Raw genomic sequence first — 18,067 nt, forward strand, 5'->3', positions numbered from 1 at the left:
CAATGAGTGAGGTGGATCAGGCTTTAGCGCTGCTGTCGCGGGGTACGCATGAAATCCTGGTAGAGGATGAGCTAAAACAGAAGCTGGCTTCAGGCCGCAAACTGCGTATCAAAGCGGGTTTTGATCCCACGGCCCCTGACTTACACCTGGGGCACAGCGTATTGCTGACCAAAATGCGCCAGTTTCAGGATTTGGGGCACACGGTTATCTTTTTGATCGGTGACTTTACCGGGCGTATTGGTGACCCTACCGGTAAGAACGTGACGCGCAAACCGCTCACTGAAGAGGATGTGAAAGCCAACGCCGAAACCTATAAAGAGCAAGTGTTTAAAATCCTCGACCCTGAAAAGACCGAGGTACGTTTTAACGCCGAATGGTTTGGCGAGCTCTCCGCTGCCAAAATGATTGAGCTGGCTGCCCAAAGCACCGTCGCCCGTATGCTGGAACGGGATGACTTTGAAAAGCGCTATAAAGCCAATCAGTCCATTGCCATTCACGAATTTCTCTACCCGCTGGTACAGGGCTACGACTCGGTAGCGCTTGAGGCGGACGTGGAGCTGGGCGGCACTGACCAGAAGTTCAACCTGCTGATGGGGCGCGAAATTCAAAAACACTTCGGCCAGGAGCCCCAGGTGGTCATTACCATGCCGCTGTTGGAAGGGTTAGACGGCGTGCAGAAGATGTCGAAGTCCCTGGGCAACTACATTGGTGTCGATGAAGCGCCGGGCTCCATGTTCAATAAACTGGTCTCCATGCCGGATAGCTTGATGTGGCGCTATTTTGAGCTGCTCTCTTTGAAATCGAACGAAGAGATTGACGCGCTCAAGCAGAGCGTTGAGCAGGGCGCGAACCCGCGGGATATCAAAATGGAGCTGGCCCGTGAGCTAATTGCCCGCTACCACGGCGATGAAGCAGCCGCCAGTGCGCACAAGTCAGCGGGTAATCAACTGGCTGATGGCGAGCTGCCAGAAGATCTGCCGGAAGTCACGGTCGATTTTGAGGGCAGTGAGCAAGCACCTATTGCAGCAGTGCTTAATAGAGCTGAGCTTGCGAATAACAGTGCCCAAGCCAAAGACATGCTGGGTAATGGCCGAGTTAAAGTCGACGGCGACGTCGTTGCCAAAGACACTATGCTGGCGACAGGTAAGAGCTATGTTATTCAAGCTGGTAAGAAACGTTACGCTCGTGTGACGCTTATTTGAACTTTCTGTCAAAAAGCCCTTGCCAACCCGTCAGCGAATCCGTAAAGTACGCATCCGCTGCCGGGGACGCCAAGCGTTACCAGCGGTGAATAAGTGTAAAAGCTTGGTTTGTCAGGAGGTTAGAGCAGGTTGTGTGGTCAGTCATCGAAAAACGCCTTGACAACACCAGGAAATGCGTAGAATACGCCTTCCTCGCTGAGGCAAGCCAGTTCAACGGCAAGCCGTGTGGCCCAGTTGGTTTATTAGCTAGCCACCGCAGCGAAACAGCTCTTTAACAATTTGATCAGGTAATTCATGTGGGCGCTTGCTGATGTTGGTGACAAATCACCAATATCAAGGCAAGCGGTCAAGAATAAGTTTTAAAGGATTGTTTTGATCTAATGAATTCGTTTGAACCTTGAGCCAAGTTTGGTTCGCTTTGTCACTTTCGGGTGGCGTAAGAACATAGATCTTAAACTGAAGAGTTTGATCATGGCTCAGATTGAACGCTGGCGGCAGGCCTAACACATGCAAGTCGAGCGGTAACAGGGTAGCTTGCTACCCGCTGACGAGCGGCGGACGGGTGAGTAATGCATAGGAATCTGCCCGATAGTGGGGGATAACCTGGGGAAACCCAGGCTAATACCGCATACGTCCTACGGGAGAAAGGGGGCTTCGGCTCCCGCTATTGGATGAGCCTATGTCGGATTAGCTAGTTGGTAAGGTAATGGCTTACCAAGGCAACGATCCGTAGCTGGTCTGAGAGGATGATCAGCCACATCGGGACTGAGACACGGCCCGAACTCCTACGGGAGGCAGCAGTGGGGAATATTGGACAATGGGGGCAACCCTGATCCAGCCATGCCGCGTGTGTGAAGAAGGCCCTCGGGTTGTAAAGCACTTTCAGCGAGGAAGAACGCCTATCGGTTAATACCCGGTAGGAAAGACATCACTCGCAGAAGAAGCACCGGCTAACTCCGTGCCAGCAGCCGCGGTAATACGGAGGGTGCAAGCGTTAATCGGAATTACTGGGCGTAAAGCGCGCGTAGGTGGCTTGATAAGCCGGTTGTGAAAGCCCCGGGCTCAACCTGGGAACGGCATCCGGAACTGTCAGGCTAGAGTGCAGGAGAGGAAGGTAGAATTCCCGGTGTAGCGGTGAAATGCGTAGAGATCGGGAGGAATACCAGTGGCGAAGGCGGCCTTCTGGACTGACACTGACACTGAGGTGCGAAAGCGTGGGTAGCAAACAGGATTAGATACCCTGGTAGTCCACGCCGTAAACGATGTCGACCAGCCGTTGGGTGCCTAGAGCACTTTGTGGCGAAGTTAACGCGATAAGTCGACCGCCTGGGGAGTACGGCCGCAAGGTTAAAACTCAAATGAATTGACGGGGGCCCGCACAAGCGGTGGAGCATGTGGTTTAATTCGATGCAACGCGAAGAACCTTACCTACCCTTGACATCTACAGAAGCCGGAAGAGATTCTGGTGTGCCTTCGGGAACTGTAAGACAGGTGCTGCATGGCTGTCGTCAGCTCGTGTTGTGAAATGTTGGGTTAAGTCCCGTAACGAGCGCAACCCTTGTCCTTATTTGCCAGCGAGTAATGTCGGGAACTCTAAGGAGACTGCCGGTGACAAACCGGAGGAAGGTGGGGACGACGTCAAGTCATCATGGCCCTTACGGGTAGGGCTACACACGTGCTACAATGGCCGGTACAAAGGGCTGCGAGCTCGCGAGAGTCAGCGAATCCCTTAAAGCCGGTCTCAGTCCGGATCGGAGTCTGCAACTCGACTCCGTGAAGTCGGAATCGCTAGTAATCGTGAATCAGAATGTCACGGTGAATACGTTCCCGGGCCTTGTACACACCGCCCGTCACACCATGGGAGTGGACTGCACCAGAAGTGGTTAGCCTAACGCAAGAGGGCGATCACCACGGTGTGGTTCATGACTGGGGTGAAGTCGTAACAAGGTAGCCGTAGGGGAACCTGCGGCTGGATCACCTCCTTAAACGATGCGTCACAGTCAGTAAGCGTCCACAATGAATTACCTGATCAGAATACTGTTGATACGCAGTGATAAGTGGCTCTGTTTTTTTCACGTTAAAAAGAAAAAATAGCTTTTAAGGTCTTAAAGGTCTTTTTCTTTTTAATATGAAAGAACGCTTATCACTGCTTATAGCAGTCGCTCTTTAACAATGTATATCATGCTGACAAGAACACTTCGCAAGAAGGGTCTTAAATTGTGATACGTCTCAAGCGTATCCGGCAAAATGAAACGTGATCATTGCGACATCCAGACTCCTTCGGGTTATAGGGTCAAGCAATGAAGCGCACACGGTGGATGCCTAGGCAGCCAGAGGCGATGAAAGACGTGGTAGCCTGCGATAAGGTTCGGTGAGGTGGCAACAACCTGTGACCCGGACATCTCTGAATGGGGAAACCCACTCATCATAAGATGAGTATCGTGCACTGAATACATAGGTGTACGAGGCGAACCAGGGGAACTGAAACATCTAAGTACCCTGAGGAAAAGAAATCAACCGAGATTCCCCTAGTAGCGGCGAGCGAACGGGGACCAGCCCTTAAGCATGAGACTGATTAGGCGAACACGCTGGGAAGCGTGGCCGTAGCGGGTGATAGCCCCGTAGTCGAAAATCTGATCATGTGAAATCGAGTAGGTCGGGGCACGAGAAACCTTGACTGAAGACGGGGGGACCATCCTCCAAGGCTAAATACTCCTGGCTGACCGATAGTGAACCAGTACCGTGAGGGAAAGGCGAAAAGAACCCCGGAGAGGGGAGTGAAATAGATCCTGAAACCGTGTGCGTACAAGCAGTAGGAGCAGACTTGTTCTGTGACTGCGTACCTTTTGTATAATGGGTCAGCGACTTATATTCAGTGGCGAGGTTAACCGTATAGGGGAGCCGTAGGGAAACCGAGTCTTAACTGGGCGACACAGTCGCTGGATATAGACCCGAAACCGAGCGATCTATCCATGAGCAGGGTGAAGATTGAGTAACATCAATTGGAGGCCCGAACCAGGATCTGTTGAAAAAGATTTGGATGACTTGTGGATCGGAGTGAAAGGCTAATCAAGCTCGGAGATAGCTGGTTCTCCTCGAAAGCTATTTAGGTAGCGCCTCACGTAGTACCGCCGGGGGTAGAGCACTGTTTCGGCTAGGGGGTCATCCCGACTTACCAACCCGAGGCAAACTCCGAATACCGGTGAGTAGAGCGTGGGAGACACACGGCGGGTGCTAACGTCCGTCGTGAAAAGGGAAACAACCCAGACCGTCAGCTAAGGTCCCGAAATCCTGGTTAAGTGGGAAACGATGTGGGAAGGCTCAGACAGCTAGGAGGTTGGCTTAGAAGCAGCCATCCTTTAAAGAAAGCGTAATAGCTCACTAGTCGAGTCGGCCTGCGCGGAAGATGTAACGGGGCTAAACCAGGTACCGAAGCTACGGGTTCATTCTTAGGAATGAGCGGTAGAGGAGCGTCGTGTAAGCCAATGAAGGTGAATTGAGAAGTTCGCTGGAGGTATCACGAGTGCGAATGCTGACATGAGTAACGATAAAGGGAGTGAAAAACTCCCTCGCCGGAAGACCAAGGGTTTCTGTTCGACGCTAATCGGAGCAGAGTGAGTCGGCCCCTAAGGCGAGGCCGAAAGGCGTAGTCGATGGGAAACGGGTCAATATTCCCGTACCGGACATGGTTGCGATGGGGGGACGAAGAAGGCTAGGTGAGCCAGGCGTTGGTAGTCCTGGTGAAAGTGAGTAGGCCGAGACCTTAGGTAAATCCGGGGTCTTAAAGCCGAGACACGAGACGAACTGACCACGGTCAGGAAGTCACTGATGCCACGCTTCCAGGAAAAGCCTCTAAGCTTCAGATCATGTGCGACCGTACCCCAAACCGACACAGGTGGTCAGGGTGAGAATCCCAAGGCGCTTGAGAGAACTCGGGTGAAGGAACTAGGCAAAATGGTGCCGTAACTTCGGGAGAAGGCACGCCGGCATAGGGTGAAGAGACTTGCTCTCCTAGCCCGAACCGGTCGAAGATACCAGGTGGCTGCAACTGTTTATTAAAAACACAGCACTCTGCTAACGCGCAAGCGGACGTATAGGGTGTGACGCCTGCCCGGTGCCGGAAGGTTAAATGATGGTGTTAGCCGCAAGGCGAAGCTCTTGATTGAAGCCCCGGTAAACGGCGGCCGTAACTATAACGGTCCTAAGGTAGCGAAATTCCTTGTCGGGTAAGTTCCGACCTGCACGAATGGCGTAATGATGGCCACGCTGTCTCCACCCGAGACTCAGTGAAATTGAAATCGCCGTGAAGATGCGGTGTACCCGCGGCTAGACGGAAAGACCCCGTGAACCTTTACTATAGCTTCACACTGGACGCTGATGTTGCCTGTGTAGGATAGCTGGGAGGCTTTGAACTCTGGACGCCAGTTCGGAGGGAGCCAACCTTGAAATACCAGCCTGGCATCATTGGCGTTCTCACTCAGGTCCGTTATCCGGATCGAGGACAGTGTGTGGTGGGTAGTTTGACTGGGGCGGTCTCCTCCTAAAGAGTAACGGAGGAGCACGAAGGTACCCTCAGCACGGTCGGACATCGTGCATTGAGTGCAAGAGCATAAGGGTGCTTGACTGCGAGACAGACACGTCGAGCAGGTGCGAAAGCAGGTTCTAGTGATCCGGTGGTTCTGTATGGAAGGGCCATCGCTCAACGGATAAAAGGTACTCCGGGGATAACAGGCTGATACCGCCCAAGAGTTCACATCGACGGCGGTGTTTGGCACCTCGATGTCGGCTCATCACATCCTGGGGCTGAAGTCGGTCCCAAGGGTATGGCTGTTCGCCATTTAAAGTGGTACGCGAGCTGGGTTTAGAACGTCGTGAGACAGTTCGGTCCCTATCTGCCGTGGGCGTTGGATGTTTGAGAAGGGCTGCTCCTAGTACGAGAGGACCGGAGTGGACGACCCTCTGGTGTTCCGGTTGTCACGCCAGTGGCATTGCCGGGTAGCTATGGTCGGACGGGATAACCGCTGAAAGCATCTAAGCGGGAAGCCCCCTTCAAGATGAGACATCCCTGAGGCCTAGAGCCTCCTGAAGGGCCCAGCGAGACCAGCTGGTTGATAGGCACGGTGTGGAAGCGCTGCAAGGCGTTGAGCTAACGTGTACTAATGGCCCGTGAGGCTTGACCCTATAACACCCAAGGGGTCTGGTCGATGATGACGACATTAAACCGGATACGCAGCGTGTGGCCCAAGCGACATAACGCCAGGGCGACAGGCGATGAGACGCACACAATTGAGCAAGCAACGCTAAAAGCCTGCTCGTCAGCATGATGTACATTACTGTTACGCCTGACGACCATAGCACGCGTGAACCACCTGATCCCTTGCCGAACTCAGAAGTGAAACCGCTTAGCGCCGATGGTAGTGTGGGGTCTCCCCATGCGAGAGTAGGTCATCGTCAGGCACTTATTTGAAAAATCCCCCAGGGCTGATGCCTTGGGGGATTTTTTTTTGTGGCAGGGTGAAGGGTAAGTTGTGAATAGTGAATAGAAACCTCACACTGACCAACCACTCACCACTCACCACTCACCACTCACCACTCACCACTCACCACTCACCACTCACACTCACCACTCACCACTCACCACTCACCACTCACCACTCACCACTCACCACTCACCACTCACCACTCACCACTCACCACTCACCACTCACCACTCACCACTCACCACTCACTCACCACTCACCATAACGTGCGGTTTTCTGGCGTTTTATGTCATATATAACAATAGCTTGTGCATTTAACATGGTATTGTTGCCACGCAGCATCTAGTATTATGTTGCACGTACCCAGAAGTAAAATCTCAGGAGGAGAAACGGTATGACGACGCAAGTAGCCAAGAAGTTAGCAATTGCTCTATTTATGGCTTTGATGGCAGGCGGACTGATCGCTTGTGATGATCAAGGGCCTGCTGAAGAAGCGGGTGAAAGCATTGATGACGCCGCAGAAGATGCCGGGGAGAGCATGGAAGAGCTCGGCGAAGATATGGAAGAAGCGGCCGAGAACTAGGCCGAGCATTTGTTTGATGAGTTAACCGAAGCAGTCGCTGAAAAGCGGCTGCTTTATTGTTTGTATCGCGTCTATTATGGTTAGCCTGAATAACGATAAAAATGAGGTGGCAACGTGCTACTACAACGCGATAAAAGCCTGTTGTTAATGGTCGATTTCCAGGCGGGTCTGCTGCCTGTAATCGATGGTGGTCAAGAAGCCATGAATGAAGCGGCTTGGCTAGGCGAAATGGCGTGCTTGCTTGAGGTGCCTGTATGGTTAACCGAGCAGTCTCCAGAAAAACTGGGAGGATCCACGGCATCACTGCTCGCCTGCCTGAATGACTATCGGCTCTGGCAGAAACAGCATTTTGGGGCCATGGCGGAAACTGAATTTCGTGAAGCGCTAAACGCAACGGGTAAAACACAGATTGTACTGTGTGGAACAGAAGCGCACATCTGCGTGCTGCAAACGGGTTTAGGGCTATTAGAGGCAGGCTACGAGTTGTACTGGCTGAGTGACGCCTCTGCCAGTCGACGCCCGCAAGAGGCTGCGTTTGCCCGTGAGCGCGCCTGCGCGAGCGGTGCTGTGGCGGTGACGGCAGATATGGTGGCTTATGAGTGGCTTCACCGCTGCGATACAGCGCTGTTCAAAGAGGCGCACCAGCGCTTTTTAAAGCCGCGCGCGTCACGCCCCGTACGTTTCTATTAGGCCATTCGCTTTAGCGATCGGCTTCTTTACGAGTGAAAACGAAGGTATCCCCTTGGGATGCCGATGCATCGAAACGATAACCTGCCACATTGAACGCCTTGAGTTCATCTGGATCGTTGACCTGTTCCTGGATAAGCCAAGCGCTCATCAGTCCACGCGCTTTTTGGCGTAGAAGCTGATGATTTTAAAGGTGCCGTTTTTCTCATCTTTAAACACCGGCGTAATGATCCGGGCATTAAGCTGCTTGGTATCTACCGCTTTGAAGTACTCATTCGAGGCGAGATTAACCAGCACGTTGGAGCCGCTTTCTGCAATGGCTTCATTAAGTGCAGGTGCCAGGATGGGCTTCCAATAGGCATACAGATCCTTACCGGCACTGTTAGGCAGCTTGGTGCCCATTTCCAGGCGGTAGGCCTGAATCAAATCCAGCGGCCGCAGCAGGCCATATAGGCCAGAAAGTATGCGCAGATGCGACTGTGCGTAACGGTTCTCCGCTTCGCTGAAGTTTTCTGCTTGCAGGCCGGTATAAACGTCGCCCTGAAAAGCCTGTGCAGCAGGTTTGGCATTGCTCAGAGTGAAAGGAGGGTGCCACTCCTCAAAACGCGCCGCATTCAGGCCCGCCAATTTATCGCTGATACCCATGAGTTCGCTGATTTGCTGCGGCGAGTAATCACGCAAAATAGTGATAAGCGCTTGGCTGTGTTTCAGAAAGTCGGGTTGTGACACTTGCTCTGTGGTCGGTGGGGTTTCAAAGTCCAGCGTTTTGGCGGGAGAGATAACGCTCAGCATCGCATGCTCCTGGTCGTGCCCTGATAAATAAAAGCCTGATATAAGTGGGCTCAGTATACCAAGCCTCGGCAAAGGCCGAGGCTATAGCGGTGATAGCCTTATGAGAGTCGGCTGTTTTTAAGGACTGTTTGTTTTAAGGACAGGGATTGGGCATACGGCGGTGAATATCTTCGATTGCCTCTAGCACTTCGTTGTCCAGCTTGAGGCTCTCGCTGGCAAGATTGCTTTCCAACTGCTCCATGGTGGTCGCACCAATGATATTGCTGGTCAAGAAGCTGCGAGAGTTAACAAACGCCAGCGCCATTTGCGCAGGGTCTAGCTCGTGCTTTTCAGCAAGCGCAACGTAAGCCTGGGTGGCCGCCTCGGCTTCGGGCGAGGTGTAACGCTTGAAGCGCTCATACAGCGTCAAACGACCTTTGGGTGGTTGCGCGCCATTCAGGTATTTACCTGAGAGTACCCCAAACCTAGCGGTGAATAAGCAAGTAGACCGACATCTTCACGGTGGGCAATTTCAGCCAAACCAACTTCAAAAGAGCGATTTAGAAGGTTGTAGGGGTTTTGAATAGACGCCACACGCGGTAAATCTAGCTTATCGGCAAGCTGCAGTGAGCGCATCACACCCCAGGGCGTGTCATTAGAGAGCCCAATAGCCCGTACTTTGCCTGCATCAACCAGCTCTTTCAGCGCATCAAGCGTCTCTTCTAGCGGCGTCACATCTTCGTCTTCGCTATGAACGTAGCCTAGCTTGCCAAAGAAATTGGTTTGACGGTCGGGCCAGTGCAGTTGGTAAAGGTCAACGTAATCGGTGTTCAAGCGCTCCAGGCTTGTATCGATGGCCTGATGAATATGCTCACGGGTTAAACGCGGGCCACCCCGTATATGGTCAAGCCCTGGGCCTGCGGCCTTGGTGGCTATGATCAGATCGTCCCTGGCGCCACGCTGCTTAAGCCAACTGCCAATATAGCGCTCAGTTAAGCCCTGGGTCTGGGCCATGGGCGGAACGGGGTACATTTCTGCGGTATCAATAAAATTGATGCCAAACGCCACGGCTCTATCAAGCTGTTCGTGGGCTTCAGCTTCGCTGTTTTGCTCGCCAAACGTCATCGTGCCTAAACAGAGTCGACTTACCTCCATGCCGGTTCTGCCAAGTGGGCGCGTTTGCATTTTTATCTCCTTACTAAGGCGGAATTGCCACAAGATAAGCCGCCATTACCAGGCTGGTAAACGGCGTATGAATGGCATGTTAGCGAGGCTCATTGCAAGCAGCAAATTAATGGGGTTGAGTCGTCGCAAAGGCAGGCGTATGCTTGCCAGCCCATCGACCGGCTAAAGGCCGGTTTCTCGTGTGGTTGGCAGCTATTTTTGTGACTGCTAGCCCAAGGTTCCAACAGACGACAGGCAGGGTGGTTTGCCATGCTGCAGGCATCAACGTTGTTTACTCGGCTAGAATTTCGCCTAGCTGAACGGCTGTTTCATAATCACTGGCTGTTGCCGCGTTCACCGCGGACCCAGCGTTTAACGATGCGCTTGTTTAAGCGCTGTGCGGAAGCGGGTCACCCAGACGCGCTCTCCGTATACGGCCATATGCTGTTTCATCGCAGTCAGACGCCCCAGGACAAAGCGCGCGGAGCGCGGTACGTTCTGGAAGCTGCGCATGCCGGGGATGTAAAGTCACAGTACCAGGTGGCACAAATCCACGAACATGGCTGTGCCCAGTACCCGCGCCGTGAAGATTACGCGGTGACCTGGTACGCACGCGCCGCCAGTCTGGCACTATCTCGCCGCAGAGCGGCTTGCTCGCGCTTATCGCCTGGGTGAATTAGGCTTGGCGGTAGATGGTGAGCGTGCGGCTTACTGGCAGCGACAGGCGGATCAGCTGGCACTAAATAGCGTGGCCGCCGCATGAAGCGTTACCGCGTTTTGATTGAGTGAGGAAGGTTGTGTCCGAGACGCTACCCACAGTGCTAGATATTGAAGCGTCCGGATTTGGGCGCGGCAGCTACCCCATTGAAGTAGGCATCGCCCGTGCCGATGGAAGCTGCTGTGCTTTTCTCATTCAACCGCTGGAAGAGTGGACGCACTGGGATCCCAAGGCTGAACTGCTGCATGGCATCTCCCGTGATCGCCTTATTCAGGAGGGCTACCCGGTACGCCAGGTCGCCCACTGGCTGAACGATGAACTACGCGAGCGGGTAAGGCGTACAGCGATAGTTGGGGGTACGACAATACCTGGCTGTCGCTGCTCTTCCATCATGCGGGTATGCTGCCGCGTTTTCGCCTTGAGGCGCTAAGAATTCTGCTTAGCGAAGAGCAGCAGAGTGTGGAGCGACACCAAAGAAGCGCTGATCGCCGAACAGGGTATTCACCGCCACCGGGCAGGTGAAGATGCCCGTTTACTGCAGCTTACCTATCAGCATACCCGCAAGCTCACCGAGCACCCGGACGTTAGTAACTCTTCCCTCACCAGTTTTATAGCTGGGCCTCCAGCGCCTCAAGCAACTCATTGGGGGACGGTGCATCGAGCAGCATTTCGCGGGTGGGAGACGCCAAAAAGCCATGACTAACCGTGCTGTCTAAAAAGGTCAGTAGCGGCGAATAGAACTCGTCGATGTTCAGCAACCCCATCGGTTTTTCATGCAGGCCTAGATAGCCCACGTCCATATTTCAAACAGCTCTTCCAAGGTGCCAATCCCGCCGGGTAAGGCAATAAAAGCATCGGCGTTGGCCGCCATGGTGGCTTTGCGTTCGTGCATGTTGCGCACCCGAATCAGCTCGCTCAAGCCAAAGTGGGCCTGTTCGCGCTCTACCAGGTGGTCGGGCATCACACCAACAAAAACTTCACCACCGGCCTCAAGTGCTGCGTTAGCCAGCTCGCCCATCAGGCCAACGCGTGCCCCACCATAAACCAACGTGTGGCCGCGTTCAGCGAGGGTGCGCCCCAGTTGATTGGTGGCCTGGCGGAAGGCAGGGCTGTTACCTTCACGGGAGCCAAGATAAACGCAAATTCGAGCCATTCGTTTATTTCCTGTCGTTAAAAAATGAACGTGACTAAAACCGTAGCCAAAAAGAAAACGAGATTACTACGAGGCTTAGGTTAAAAGGGGCTTAGGGTAAACAGCGGTCTACCTGATGATGCTCATCCATCCACTGCCCAATCACATTATCACCGCACAGGTGGTGGGCGTACTGGGTGTGCAGGCAGCGTATCTGATGCCAGTTGCTAATGCCGCCAATGCCGCGTTCGGTCATCACGTTGGTGTAACCCAGCTTAGCGACTTCTTCACGCTGAGCATTACTCATATAGTCCCAGCGAGCGGTCACATAGTCGCGATGGCTCTGTTGGTAAGCCTCAAGAAATTCAGGCTCTTCCTGTAGGCGTTGTTCGAGCGCTTTGATAACCCCAACGGCTTCGATGCGGGAAATCTCAACTTTCAGAACATCGGAACAGAGCCAATACAGGGTGGGGAAGGGTTTACCATCGACAATCGGCGCCATACGCAGTACTAGCGGTGTACCTTCACCGTCGGTGGCGGCTACCGCTTCGATACCACGCGGTGCGCGGCCAAGCTGCTGGGCAATAATGGCGAGCTGACGTTCGTCAGGCGCTTGGTTGGTGCGTATCACCATTGGGTTGGTCTCTCACGAACGGTCGTCTTGAACAAATTTAGTCGAGCGGCCAACGGCACGGAAAAAGCAGCGATTGAGCTGTTCAGGCGACGCGACATAGCACCACGTCCGCTCACAGTATTCAGCGGCTCGTGCCATTAGCACGTCATAAAGGCGATTGAAGGGGGCATCATAATCGTAGGGATCGGCACCAAACAAGCGGATATGCGGATAGTCGGCAAAGCGCTCAATAAAATAGCGCTCAAGGTCTGTCTCCACGGCGCGATGCTGGGCGACGTTGTCAGGGTCTATCCAGAGGTTGTAGCGGATTGCCATTATAAGGCTCCTGTTGCCCCGGTAGTGCAGGGCAGCGTCGATCAGGCGGGCTCAGGCGCGTCTTGAAGGTGCGACATTAGCGCCTCGCGCAGGTCACCCTCAATAGGCATGGCGCACTTGGCCTGGTGGTCATACTGCACCATAACCGTATGGCCCAGGTTAGTGAGCTTGCCGTGCTGCCGCGCCTCTTGGGTGACTGTAAACGAGCTATTGCCTAATCGCGTTAAGTAAGTACGTATTTCGATATCGTGACCGTAAAACAGTTCAGCCCGGTAGTCGACTTCCATGCGCGCCATAATCAAGCGCCACTGCTTGGGTTTAAATCAGGGGTAAAGAGTTTGAACAAGTCATTTCGGGCAAGCTCAAACCACGCTGGCAGGCGGGTGTTGTTAATGTGCCCTAAGGCGTCAGTATCGTAAAAGGCGGGCTCAATGGTACGGGTAAACATGGCTTGTCCTTGTTATTAAAAAAACAGGTTATTAGTAGGGGTAATCGCAACGGCAACGTTTAGGATTAACCCAAGCAAGCGCTTGGTCAAGCGGTGCGGCGTTGATACCACGCAATGAGTTGCATCCACCCCAACAGCCATAGCGTGGCAGCAGCGAAGCCGACCAATGTGCCCCATAGCAACCCTAGTGTGCTGTAAGTATAGGAAACACATAGCGTGTAACTCAGTAGCGAGCCAAGTCCCATCGGGTAGTGCTTGATCACCGTCGCCACCGGCGCTGCCCCATGGTTCAGGTGTAGGATCAGCAAAAAAGGCAGCATCGTGACGGGAAAGGCGGCCAATGTTCCCGCCCAGGCGGGCGGCAGCCAGTGGGCCAGGCTGGTAATGGTAAATATGATCACCGTGGCAAGTGCCGCGCGGGCGGCAAGCGCCGGTAACGAAAACGTTCTGCTGGCGGGTATCCTGACATCAGTAATGCTGCGAAATAAGCCGCTGAACAGAGCAATGGCGCATAGCGTCACCAGCGTGCCGCTCAAACGCGTGAAGTTAAACTGAGCGAGCAGCGTGCTAACGGCGAGCCAGGCAACCAAGCCGCCCGCCACGCCGCCAATGACACCTTTAACGCCGGCTGTCGTCCTGCCATCCAATAACCGGCCCCTAGCGCCATTGTGGCCGTACAGCCCGCCAGGGTATGCACCGCACTTTGGGTCGCAAACTGAGGGGAAATTTCCAAGCCGATAAAAAATAGCGCCAAGGCCGTGCCTAACGGATAGCCCGCCAGCAGGCCCGCCATGCGCGGGCTAGCACGCACAGCAATCGCGCCTAGCCCCAGCACCATGCTGATCGAGAGCCCTAATTTCGCTAGCTGCCAAGTGAGAGGGACTTCAATCATGCGGCGTCATCCTTGCTGTTTTTGTTTGGGTGCTGTCAGCGCGCGCTTTTAATTAAACCAAGCGCAGGCCTTGCTGGTCGCGCCATGCGGCCTCAAGGGCATCTTTTAGGGGCGCTTTCAAGTGCGCGGGGAGCGCCTCCTGCGCCGCTTGGAGTGAATCAAACGAACGGTTGCGCAGCCAGCAGTAAGCCCAGGCGCAGGCTTCGGCGTCGCTATCGGGGGTCGGGCGAGCGGGCATTTGATTGAGCAGAAAGACCGCAGTGCGCGGCGCCCATAGCGGCATTTCACCTAGCTCATCCTGGCTCCACTGCTCCAGGGTGGCGCCGCTGGGCGTGGCGTCGGGTGTACCTAATTTAGCTACCCGTGCTGTTTCAGCCAAAATGAGCGCTAGCTGATCCGTATTCGCTTGCCCAAGCGAGCGCCATTGCCGCAACAGCGCCGATAGCCCCGCCCGCATCTTGGTATAAAAGTCATCTTGCGGCATGCTTGGCACAACCCCTATTGAATGAGTGAGATTTTTCATGGCCTACGATTTTGCCACGCCTGTGGAGCGACGCCACCCTGAAGGTGGCTGGGCATCGCAAAAATGGCACCGCTACGGCGACGACGTACTGCCCCTTTGGGTCGCCGATATGGATTTTCGCTCCCGCCTGAGGTGATTGATGCACTGCAGGCGCGCGTGGCCCACGGTGTATATGGCTATGGCGAAGTGCCTGCTACGTTAACAGAAACCCTGTGCCAGTGGAGCGCCCACCACTACGACTGGCCCATTCAGCTGGAGTGGCAGCAGTGGCTGCCGGGCGTCGTGCCAGCTTTGCACCTGGCCGCGTTAACGCTGACCGAGCCAGGCGACGGTGTATTGACGGTAGCGCCGATCTACCCGCCATTTTTAGAGGTTGCAAAGCGCACCGGGCGACTACCCCAGCAGGCGATGCTGGCAGCGCCGCCTTGGCAGCTCGATATTGATGCCTTGGAGGCCGCTATTACGCCACGTACGCGCTTGCTGCTGTGGTGCCAGCCCCACAACCCTACGGGGCGAGTGTGGCGCCATGAGGAGCTTGCAGCGCTGGCTGAGCTAGTGGAGCGCCACGACCTTTGGGTGGTCTCCGATGAGCTGCACTGCGACCTGTTATTGGACGAAGGCGCCCAGCACCGCCCGTTAGCCGCGGCATTTCCTGAATTAGCGAAGCGCACCATTACGCTATGGGCACCGTCGAAAACCTTTAACCTAGCGGGCTTAACCAGCGCCTGCGCGGTGATTCCCGACCCCGCACTGCGTGAGCGCTTTGCGGCGGCTACCAAGGGGTTACTTCCCGATGGCAACGTGCTCGGCTTGGTCGCGGCGGAAGCAGCGTATCGACATGGCGAGCCGTGGCGCCAGGAGCTGTTAAGCGTGTTACGTGAGCATCGTGGGACGCTGCAGGCACGCGTAGCGGCTTGGCCGGGCGTGCGCTGGAGTGCGCCGGAGTCGACCTATCTGGCTTGGCTGGATATGCGCGAGGCAGGGTTAGGTGAGGCGCCCTACAAGACGTTGCTGAAAGAGGCGGGAGTAGCGCTTTCGGACGGGGCGGCCTTTGGCTGCCCCGGCTTTGTGCGGCTTAACTTTGGTACCACCGCTTCCCAGCTGGAAGCGGCGCTGTCTCGTATGGATTCCCTGCTGAAGCAGGATTGAGAGCCTTCAGAAGACCTTAGTACAGCATCGCAAAGAGCTTACGGCGGTAAGCAACGGTCAGCGGGTGGTCGGCGCCCAGGGCGTCGAATACCTGCAGCAGCGTTTTACGCGCGGCGTCATCATTATAGGCGCGATCCTGCTTCATCAGTGCCAGCAGCGCCTCCAGCCCTTCATCATAATGACCGTCGGCCACTTGGCGCAGGGCGCGCTGGTACTGCGCTTCGCTATCGGTACGATCGCCCAGGGCCGCAATCTCTTCGGCTGAGAGTGCCTGCTCGCTAAACTCGATGCTGGCGCGTACGCCACGCGCAGGTGCCGCGTCGCGCTCTTCCGGGGGCAGGTTATCGAGTACTTCACGGGCCTCACTGCCGCGCCCTTCGGCCACCAATACCCGTGCGAAGGCTACCTGGTAGGCATAGTGCTCTGGGTACTGGCCCATTAGGGTTTGATAAATCTCGCGGGCAGCGGCGGTGTCACCGGCTTTAAGCGCTTCTTCCGCCTGCTCTTCAGGGGTAGGCGGCGCTTCGCCGGGGGCTGGGAAGTAGCGATTGAGCCACTCGCGCACTTCTTTCTCCGGCAGAGCGCCCTGGAAACCATCCACCAAGCCGCCCTGGCTAATCAGCTTCACATCGGGCACAGAACGCACGCCCAGTTGGCCGCCGATTTCGGGGTTTGCTTCAATATCGAGCTTGCCGAGCAGGAAAGCGCCCGCGTACTCAACCACCAGCTTCTCCAGCACCGCGAGCAGGGTGCTGCTGCTTGCGTTGGACGGCGAGTAGCAGCCCATTAGCACCGGCACCTGCATGGACGCTTCAAGCACCTGCTGAATATTGCCAGCATTGAGCTCGATAATGACATCTTCAGGGCGCACCGCCGCTTGTTCAGCGTTAGGCGCGGTAGCGTCAGCACTTCCGGTATCCGCCGTAAGCGGCTTACCTGAGCGGGGATCGATAATTTGCATGGGTAGACTCGGCATCAAAAATGAACAATAGTTCCCCATGATATGCAGGCATTTGCCGGTGGATTCAAGGAAGAGGAGGGAAATAAAACTCACTGCTAGTGGGTATCAAGCTACGTGAACCTGATAAAGCAGAAACAGGGCGCGGTTAGGCGCCCTGGATGAGCTACTATTTTTGGCATTGTTTCTGAAATTGTTTCTGAAATTGCTTCTGAAATTACTTAAGGAATGATGCGCTCCGCGCGTAGGCGAGCGAACAGATCGAAAAACGCCGCGCGTGTTTCACGGAAGTGATCAAAGCCGAAATCTCGCGACTTGGTGACATCGTTGACGCACTCAAGCTCGCGCCCCAGGTCGGCATCGGTGTGCCACCAGGAGGCTAACTTGCTGACATCGGCTTCGACTAGCTCGTTCTTTTCGACAATCTCGGCCCAGGTAGGCGCAATGTCGGCCATCTGGGTTTTGAGCGGTTGTGGCGTTTCCGGGCAGTCGGCTACTTCAAGCTCGAAGAATTCGCCAATTTCATGCCACAGTCGACGCCAGCGGAACACATCGCCATTGACCGTATTAAAGGCCTCATTGTGGGCACCGGGCGTGGTCGCCGCCCACTCCATCTGCCGCGCCAACACCAGCGAATCGGTTAGATCGGTCAAGGCGTTCCACTGCACCTGCGAGCCAGGGAATGTGAACGGCTTGCCCGTTGCTTTGCAGATAGAGGCGTAAACCGCCAGCGTCACGCCCATGTTCATGGCGTTACCGCGGGCATAGCCGATGACCGTGTGCGGACGGTGCACGTTCCAGCTAAAGCCGTCCCGACCCGCCTTCGCGAACATGATGTCTTCGAGGGTGTAGTAAAAGTTCTCGCCAGGTACGCGGGGCGCTGATTCACGAAACGGCGTCTCGGTTTTACCGCTACCGTAGTTCTCGAAGGCACCCAGGTACTGCTTGGTGCCGGTCACCAGCGAGACATGCGCTAAGCTTGCGCCCTGCAGAGCGTCGAGCAAGTTGTGCATCATTGCGCCGTTGGCCTCGACGTTAGCCTTTTCATTTTCGCGCCGCACCCAAGTGCAATAAAACACGTGGGTGATGGGTAGCCCCGCCAGTGCTTCCGCCGTAGCCTCGCGATCTAACAGATCGGCAGCGACGGGAATTACCCCTGCTTGATCAGAGGGGCGACGAGATAATCCATAGACACTCCACCCGCTAGCGGTGAGGTAGCTGGCTAAGTTGCCACCAGTGATGCCGGTCGCGCCGACGACTAATGCGGTGCCTTTGCGCATCGTTAACTCCTTTTGTAGACAAAATTTTCGGAACGGGCAGTGGAAATGTGCTTTGTGTCCGATGAAAAGCAGTCTGGTCGCCAAGAATCATTGCTACAATTGGAAAAATCGCAAATCTTTATTGCGCTAGG

The 18,067-nt window shown here is 55.0% G+C and carries 8 protein-coding genes, 3 rRNA genes and 8 pseudogenes; 9 read left to right on the forward strand and 10 right to left on the reverse strand.

The window, feature by feature from the left end; genetic code table 11:
• The first annotated feature begins 2 nt into the window (after positions 1 to 2).
• The 6 genes from tyrS (at position 3) to FDY98_RS02125 (ending at position 7,955) form a co-directional block, all read left to right on the forward strand.
• A complete protein-coding gene (gene tyrS, locus FDY98_RS02100) occupies positions 3 to 1,202 on the forward strand; it encodes a tyrosine--tRNA ligase (protein WP_009287950.1) in 1,200 nt (399 codons plus the stop codon).
• A gap of 453 nt (positions 1,203 to 1,655) precedes the next feature.
• A 16S ribosomal RNA gene (locus tag FDY98_RS02105) occupies positions 1,656 to 3,187 on the forward strand.
• A gap of 306 nt (positions 3,188 to 3,493) precedes the next feature.
• Positions 3,494 to 6,383 (forward strand): 23S ribosomal RNA (locus tag FDY98_RS02110).
• A 160-nt stretch (positions 6,384 to 6,543) separates the two neighbouring features.
• Positions 6,544 to 6,659: ribosomal RNA gene (gene rrf / locus FDY98_RS02115) — 5S ribosomal RNA — on the forward strand.
• Together the 16S, 23S and 5S rRNA genes form the textbook arrangement of a ribosomal RNA operon.
• Before the next feature lie 417 nt (positions 6,660 to 7,076).
• Positions 7,077 to 7,265: a hypothetical protein gene (locus tag FDY98_RS02120; protein WP_022520373.1), complete on the forward strand. Its 189-nt coding sequence runs from the start codon at positions 7,077 to 7,079 to the stop codon at positions 7,263 to 7,265.
• A 114-nt stretch (positions 7,266 to 7,379) separates the two neighbouring features.
• Positions 7,380 to 7,955, forward strand: coding sequence for an isochorismatase family protein (locus tag FDY98_RS02125; RefSeq protein ID WP_027957656.1), 576 nt, complete (start codon positions 7,380 to 7,382; stop codon positions 7,953 to 7,955).
• A 10-nt stretch (positions 7,956 to 7,965) separates the two neighbouring features.
• Here FDY98_RS02125 and yaaA read toward each other — a convergent pair.
• Positions 7,966 to 8,744: pseudogene (yaaA, locus tag FDY98_RS02130) on the reverse strand (peroxide stress protein YaaA).
• Between the two features lie 133 nt (positions 8,745 to 8,877).
• Positions 8,878 to 9,908 (reverse strand): annotated as a pseudogene (locus FDY98_RS02135) (NADP(H)-dependent aldo-keto reductase).
• A gap of 249 nt (positions 9,909 to 10,157) precedes the next feature.
• On the opposite strand from FDY98_RS02135, the pseudogene FDY98_RS02140 reads away from it, so the two are divergent.
• Both FDY98_RS02140 and FDY98_RS02145 read left to right on the forward strand, forming a co-directional pair.
• Positions 10,158 to 10,650, forward strand: a pseudogene (locus tag FDY98_RS02140) (tetratricopeptide repeat protein).
• A gap of 34 nt (positions 10,651 to 10,684) precedes the next feature.
• Positions 10,685 to 11,179, forward strand: a pseudogene (locus FDY98_RS02145) (hypothetical protein); the annotation flags it as partial.
• A gap of 34 nt (positions 11,180 to 11,213) precedes the next feature.
• On the opposite strand, the pseudogene FDY98_RS02150 reads toward FDY98_RS02145, so the two are convergent.
• From FDY98_RS02150 to FDY98_RS02175, 6 genes and pseudogenes are all read right to left on the reverse strand, one after another.
• Positions 11,214 to 11,758 (reverse strand): annotated as a pseudogene (locus FDY98_RS02150) (TIGR00730 family Rossman fold protein).
• A gap of 91 nt (positions 11,759 to 11,849) precedes the next feature.
• Positions 11,850 to 12,371 carry a DUF501 domain-containing protein gene (locus FDY98_RS02155; protein WP_009288547.1) on the reverse strand — a complete coding sequence of 174 codons (522 nt, stop codon included), beginning with the start codon at positions 12,369 to 12,371 and terminating at the stop codon, positions 11,850 to 11,852.
• A gap of 12 nt (positions 12,372 to 12,383) precedes the next feature.
• On the reverse strand, positions 12,384 to 12,686 hold the full coding sequence (locus tag FDY98_RS02160; protein WP_027957661.1) for a hypothetical protein: 303 nt from the start codon (positions 12,684 to 12,686) through the stop codon (positions 12,384 to 12,386).
• 41 nt (positions 12,687 to 12,727) lie between these two features.
• A pseudogene (locus tag FDY98_RS02165) lies at positions 12,728 to 13,134 on the reverse strand (acyl-CoA thioesterase).
• A gap of 86 nt (positions 13,135 to 13,220) precedes the next feature.
• Positions 13,221 to 14,026, reverse strand: a pseudogene (locus tag FDY98_RS02170) (hypothetical protein).
• Between the two features lie 52 nt (positions 14,027 to 14,078).
• Positions 14,079 to 14,510, reverse strand: a complete 432-nt coding sequence (locus FDY98_RS02175) for a hypothetical protein (protein WP_022520367.1) — start codon at positions 14,508 to 14,510, stop codon at positions 14,079 to 14,081.
• A 37-nt stretch (positions 14,511 to 14,547) separates the two neighbouring features.
• On the opposite strand from FDY98_RS02175, the pseudogene FDY98_RS02180 reads away from it, so the two are divergent.
• Positions 14,548 to 15,698 (forward strand): annotated as a pseudogene (locus FDY98_RS02180) (MalY/PatB family protein).
• 16 nt (positions 15,699 to 15,714) lie between these two features.
• Here the strand turns inward: FDY98_RS02180 and FDY98_RS02185 are convergent.
• Both FDY98_RS02185 and FDY98_RS02190 read right to left on the reverse strand, forming a co-directional pair.
• Positions 15,715 to 16,659 carry a co-chaperone YbbN gene (locus FDY98_RS02185; RefSeq protein ID WP_027957665.1) on the reverse strand — a complete coding sequence of 315 codons (945 nt, stop codon included), beginning with the start codon at positions 16,657 to 16,659 and terminating at the stop codon, positions 15,715 to 15,717.
• Positions 16,660 to 16,877: 218 nt separating this feature from the next.
• Positions 16,878 to 17,936, reverse strand: coding sequence for an SDR family oxidoreductase (locus FDY98_RS02190; protein WP_027957666.1), 1,059 nt, complete (start codon positions 17,934 to 17,936; stop codon positions 16,878 to 16,880).
• Positions 17,937 to 18,067 lie beyond the last annotated feature (131 nt).

The sequence above is a fragment of the Halomonas sp. PA16-9 genome (assembly GCF_009728585.1).
GTDB lineage: Bacteria > Pseudomonadota > Gammaproteobacteria > Pseudomonadales > Halomonadaceae > Vreelandella > Vreelandella titanicae.

Excerpts from the sequence above, each read along its gene's own strand:
- tyrS (WP_009287950.1), top strand. The coding sequence starts at position 3 with ATGAGTGAGGTGGATCAGGCTTTAGCGCTGCTGTCGCGGGGTACGCAT.
- FDY98_RS02120 (WP_022520373.1), top strand. The coding sequence starts at position 7,077 with ATGACGACGCAAGTAGCCAAGAAGTTAGCAATTGCTCTATTTATGGCT.
- FDY98_RS02155 (WP_009288547.1), bottom strand. The coding sequence starts at position 12,371 with ATGGTGATACGCACCAACCAAGCGCCTGACGAACGTCAGCTCGCCATT.
- FDY98_RS02160 (WP_027957661.1), bottom strand. The coding sequence starts at position 12,686 with ATGGCAATCCGCTACAACCTCTGGATAGACCCTGACAACGTCGCCCAG.
- FDY98_RS02175 (WP_022520367.1), bottom strand. The coding sequence starts at position 14,510 with ATGCCGCAAGATGACTTTTATACCAAGATGCGGGCGGGGCTATCGGCG.
- FDY98_RS02185 (WP_027957665.1), bottom strand. The coding sequence starts at position 16,659 with ATGCAAATTATCGATCCCCGCTCAGGTAAGCCGCTTACGGCGGATACC.
- FDY98_RS02190 (WP_027957666.1), bottom strand. The coding sequence starts at position 17,936 with ATGCGCAAAGGCACCGCATTAGTCGTCGGCGCGACCGGCATCACTGGT.